Below are 5060 nucleotides of genomic sequence, written 5' to 3'. Positions count from 1 at the left end.
TGTTCGCTGGCAATCGGCTGGATCGGCGAGCCGCTGGCCGCCGGCATCGTCCTGGGCTGGATCGACATGCTGCCGCAACCACCTGCCCATGCGCAGGTTTACGCCCATGCGGCTTCCATCGCTGCCGTTGCGATCGGTTTCGCATTCATTACCTACTTCCACGTCACCATTGGTGAGCTGGTCCCAAAATCGCTGGCGTTGCGTCGGGCCGAGGCACTTGCCGTCGCCGTTGCGCCGCCCATGCTCATCTTCATGCGGATGGCTCGGCCCGCCGTCCGCCTGCTCAAGAGTTCGGCCGCCATTATTCTGCGTGGCTTCGACATCCCGATGACCGAGCGGGCCGCAGTGCATTCCCCCGAGGAACTCAAGCTGATCACAACCGCCGCGCGGCGACTGGGGCTGCTCCCGCGCTTTCAGGAGACGCTGATCCATCGGGCGATTGAACTGGATGACGTGCCTGTGCGCGAAATCATGACTCCACGGCAGCGCATCTTCTCATTGCCATCGAACATGCCGCTGGAAGAGGCCAGCGCCCAGGTCATTGAGCACATGAATTCTCGCGTGCCTGTCTACGACGAAACCCGCGGTCCCGAGCACATCATTGGAGTTGTGTACTCCAAAGACCTGGCGCGGCTGATGTTCTTCCGCCCCAAATCGCAGCAGCGTACGGCGACGCAGCAGCCAGGCAGCAACTCAGCAAACGCCACGCCCAACCGACCGGGGAGTCCGCAGCTGGGTCTTCCGTTCATGGAACTCCGCCTGCGCCAGGTGATGCGCGAGGTGCTCGTGGTGCCGGAGACAAAGTCCGCTCTCGCTTTGCTGCAGGAATTCCAGAGGCGGCGCCGCCAGATGGCCATCGTTGTCGATGAGTACGGATCGACTGTTGGCCTCGTCACGGCCGAAGACGCCATTGAGCAGCTCACCGGTGAACTCGAAGACGAATTCGACGATCCCGCACGGCCCGTGCTCGCCAATGCACAAGGCACACTCGTGCTGGAAGGGAGCGCCAACCTCCGCGACCTCGAAACGCAAATGCAATGGAGTTTGCCGCGCGAAGGCGGAGTAGAAACTCTAGCCGGATTCATGCTCACACGCCTCGGGCACATTCCCAAGGACGGCGAATCAGTGGAATACGAAAACCGCCGCCTTACTGTGCTGGAGATGGAAGGTCGCCGCATCTCCAAAATCCGCGTCGACACCATCGAGAAACCTGAGGCGACTCCCACGCAAGCAACGTGATTCTGGCTGGTTCTGCCATTCGCCCCTTTCAAGACACTCAACGGATTCGAACGTTGCCTCAGGCCTGTAGCCAGGCTTTCCTCAGATTGCTGGTTTTCACAAACAATATAGATCGAGCTGAGTTAAAATCCGCTCTCAGTGAGAAGTCCACGAGCCCTACGGTTCCGTATCGCTGCGGCATGTCTGGCGTTGTTCTGGTTTTTGGGATGCCAACGGGCTCAACAGGAACCAACCGATCGTCCACGTCTCCTTTCTGGTGTCCGAATGCAGGATGTGACTTTTCATTCGTCCGCGCTGAATCGCGACATGCCCTATCGAGTTTATCTGCCCGCTGACGTCATTCCAGGCCAAAAACTGCCGGTCGTCTACCTGCTGCATGGCGGTGACGGCGGAGGGTTTCGCGACTGGTCGAACGATTCAGATGTGGTTGCGTATGCAACCCGAAACTTGATCCTGGTTATGCCGGAAGGCGCTTTTTCGTATTACATGAATGCCGTCGAGAAGCCGAAAGATCGCTACGAAGACTATGTTCTACAGGATCTGATACGGGACGTTGCGACCAGGTTTCCAGCTTCCGACCGCCGCGAGAAGAGAGCGATCATCGGGATCTCAATGGGTGGATTCGCGGCAATCAAGTGGGCGCTTAGCCGGCCTGACTTGTTCGTGTTTGTCGGCGCGCTCAGTCCCTCCATTGAAGTTCTTCATCGAGATTACAAAATCCGGAACAAAATCCCCGGAATAGAGGAGTGGTGGAGACTTCGAACCGTATTCGGTCCTCCCGGGACCGCGTCAAGGCGGTCGAGCGATCCATTTGTGCTGGTGGAGTCAGCGCACCCCGAGCAGACTCCATACATGTTTATTGCGGTAGGAGAACAGGAGCCGTTCTTCGAGCCGAACCGCCGCTTTGCACGGAGGCTGCAGGAACGCAAATTCCGATTTGAATTCCATACGAGCCCAGGAATCCACAATTGGTCGCTATGGGACGCGCAGATTCCCGCATGCTTTGACTCCCTGTTGCAGCATATGGATCTGTCTCACTGACTGTTCTGCGCTTTGCACTTGAACAAGGTCAGGACTAATGCCCCGACCGCTCACGATCTGATCGCGGATTTGTATTCAGGGAATCGGAACGGCTGATCAGGCGCGAACGGCGCGAGGCTATTGATGCGATCAACCAGAACCTGAGGGTGCACGGGCTTGCTGAGAATTTCGAATCTGCAAGCGTCAAAGCCGGCTGGAGAGATAAGGTCCGCAGTGGCGGCCTGCCCGGAAAACAAAATAATTTTGCATCGAGGCAGCGCCTTGGAAATGTGAATGGCGGCCTCAATGCCGCTCATTTCGCTCATGATCACATCGCTGATCAGAACATCGGGGAGAAACCGCACAGCAGCTTCCACGGCCGCCTCACCGCTATACACCGCAATTGATTCGAATCCATGAGAACGCATGATCAACACAAGACTGTCGGCGATGTTTTTTTCATCGTCCACAACCAACACTCGCCGCTTCGACAGGGATTCGGGCATTAAGGCCAGTCTAGGGAAATTCCTGGAAACAAGATGTGACAAGGAAAGAATTTCTCCGACCGCGTGAAATCCTGAAAAGATTTCATTGATGCGATTAGCAAGCAGGCCTACTATTCGCAGATCGATCTCGACCCGCCGAGAGCCTATGCCTTTGCCCAGGACGTGATGACCAGGAATGCCCTCGCGCAGGACGCGCACGAGGGCATTTCGGCTTTCCTGGAAAAGCGCGGGCCGTGTTGGACGGGACAATAGGCAGACGTAGTTCTCAAGTCGCATCGCACCGCTTATCAAGTGACAGCGTCGGTCGTCCGGAGCCTTCCAATCCCGTGGGATCATCTTGATGCGCGGTCGGAAGCAGTCGGCAGGAGACGTATGAGCACGGACTCATTTTCAACCGCTGGCCTACATTACATTTGCCGGCGTATGCTGGTTCCGCAGGCGGCGGACCGTGCGGAGGCTAACTCATGAAGCGGCTCAAATCGATCGCTGTTCTGCTCACACTTACCTCACCTCTTGCACTTGCGAAGGACAAAAAGGTCCTTCCAGCGCTCTTCTCGAATGCTCGCTATGTGTATGTCCAGGCGGAAGACGGCGACATCATGAAGCCGGGCCTTTTCCCGGAAGATCGCGAAGCGATCGCAAATGTCCAGGACGCTATGAAGGACTGGCACCGCTATACGCTGACGCTTAATCGGAGTGATGCCGATCTCATCATCATTGTGCGCAAGGGCCGGCTTGCTGCCGCGCAACTGCACGGAGGGGTTACCGCAGGAACTCCGACCGGAGTCGGCGGCGCATATCCCAATCGGAATCCCGGGGCCGGTAACTCCGATCCCAGCCGCAATCCCGATCCAACCGATGGCGGCTACAACGTCGGGGCAAGAGGCGAAGTTGGTCCGCCCGACGATATACTGCGTGTCTTTTCGCTTTCGACCCAGGGAAGACTGAGCGGTCCTCTCTGGTCGGGAGAAATGAAGGACGGCCTCGATGCGCCGAATGTCATGCTGCTGCGCTCACTGAGGGATGCTGTTGATCGGGCTTATCCGCCGCAGCCCGCCGCGCAGAAAAAGCCGTAGTTCTCCCATTTCTCAATCGAGTGTGAAAAGCCGAGCCACTTCTCATTCGACATCTCCAGCAGCCGGAATCTTGAGGGGGCCGCGATTGCACATTCTCCGGTGCATTCCGCACCGCTTTGCAACTCAAATAGTTCATTCCAGGACCGCGCATTCTCAGCTTTTCATTTGAATATGAATAGCTTAATTGGCCATGAGGCGAACAAACGGGAAAGACTACTGAGGAGGGGTGGGGGGTAGGGTGCCGGAGCAAGGTCAATCGCCACCTGTATCTCCTCTCCCTGTTTTCTCCATGAACACTACTGTATCGACTTTGGCGAAATAGACCGCAAATCTTCACCACGGAATGTCTTTGTGTTTTCAGCAGCTTACGCGAACTAATCGAGAGAGGCTATTGACGGGAACTGGCGGGAGGAGTTGCGGCGTGAAATCCTTCCCGCCATCCTCGAGATTTGAGGGAAATCATTCAGAAAACGGAACGAAGGTGAGTGGTGGCAACGTGCGAAAAAGCGAAGGAACATAGGAGATACGTTACTTGAGTTACGGGAGTAAGTCGAACTAGCGTTACTTATCACTTGTTTGGTAACACCTTGGTGGGACACAATGCCTCCAAGGGTTGACTATGAGACAAGAAACTTATCGATTTGCATTGGACGAAGCGGCTGCGGAACTTCGTGACATCGTTACGCAGTTCGAGGCGCTTAAATCAAAGAAGGAACAGATTGAAAAAGTTGTCGAGGCGCTGAGGCCTTTCCTGGCGCTGCAGGCCGAGACCCCAACCCTCGAAGCGGCGAGCGTTTCATTCAGCGCGCCCGCGATCGAACAGGCAGTTCCTGAAGAACCCGTCGAATTCACCTTCATGAAGGTTTCTGGACCGGGCATGGAGGTTCTTGCGAATTCCGAGCCGGCTCACGTGGAAGACGAGCAGGTTCCTGAACCAGTGCATGTCCTGGCGGAAGCCACGGAGGAGCAGGTCGCCTATTTCCGGCAGCCCTCCGCGGATCCCTTCCAGCGGCGCATCGATGATGCCCTTTGGGGATGGCAGCAGAGGCCGGAAGGTCTCCTGTCGCCCATCTAGGAGTGTTGGGCCAGAAGTAGTGAAAAAGCAGGGAAGTTGTGCGGGCCAAATGCGGGCCGTTCCGTGGCAAGGCGAGTCGGAATGGTCAACCCAAACAGGCGCTCCCCGTCCTCTGACGGAGAGCGCCTGCTCGCGTCTATGTAC

5 protein-coding genes are annotated in these 5060 nt (G+C 56.7%); 4 read left to right on the top strand and 1 reads right to left on the bottom strand.

Annotated features, from left to right (window positions below; all coding sequences use genetic code 11):
- Together WA354_RS07025 and WA354_RS07020 are read left to right on the top strand one after the other, a co-directional pair.
- The coding region (locus WA354_RS07025; RefSeq protein WP_472812291.1) for a hemolysin family protein at positions 1 to 1239 on the top strand (1239 nt) is incomplete at its 5' end.
- 273 nt (positions 1240 to 1512) lie between these two features.
- Complete coding sequence (locus WA354_RS07020; protein WP_472812290.1) at positions 1513 to 2280, top strand: alpha/beta hydrolase; 768 nt, start codon at positions 1513 to 1515, stop codon at positions 2278 to 2280.
- 50 nt (positions 2281 to 2330) lie between these two features.
- On the opposite strand, the gene WA354_RS07015 is transcribed toward WA354_RS07020, so the two are convergent.
- The gene (locus WA354_RS07015) at positions 2331 to 2963 is read right to left on the bottom strand and encodes a response regulator (protein ID WP_472812289.1); all 633 of its coding nucleotides are present in this window, start codon (positions 2961 to 2963) and stop codon (positions 2331 to 2333) included.
- A 266-nt stretch (positions 2964 to 3229) separates the two neighbouring features.
- On the opposite strand from WA354_RS07015, the gene WA354_RS07010 reads away from it, so the two are divergent.
- Together WA354_RS07010 and WA354_RS07005 are read left to right on the top strand one after the other, a co-directional pair.
- A complete protein-coding gene (locus WA354_RS07010) occupies positions 3230 to 3841 on the top strand; it encodes a hypothetical protein (protein ID WP_472812288.1) in 612 nt (203 codons plus the stop codon).
- A gap of 619 nt (positions 3842 to 4460) precedes the next feature.
- Complete coding sequence (locus tag WA354_RS07005) at positions 4461 to 4916, top strand: hypothetical protein (RefSeq protein ID WP_472812287.1); 456 nt, start codon at positions 4461 to 4463, stop codon at positions 4914 to 4916.
- The last annotated feature ends 144 nt before the right edge of the window (positions 4917 to 5060 follow it).

The organism is Occallatibacter sp. (assembly GCF_049802275.1).
GTDB lineage: Bacteria > Acidobacteriota > Terriglobia > Terriglobales > Acidobacteriaceae > Telmatobacter.
The sequence above is the reverse complement of the archived record's forward strand: the minus strand, read 5'-3'. Positions and strand labels throughout refer to the sequence as shown.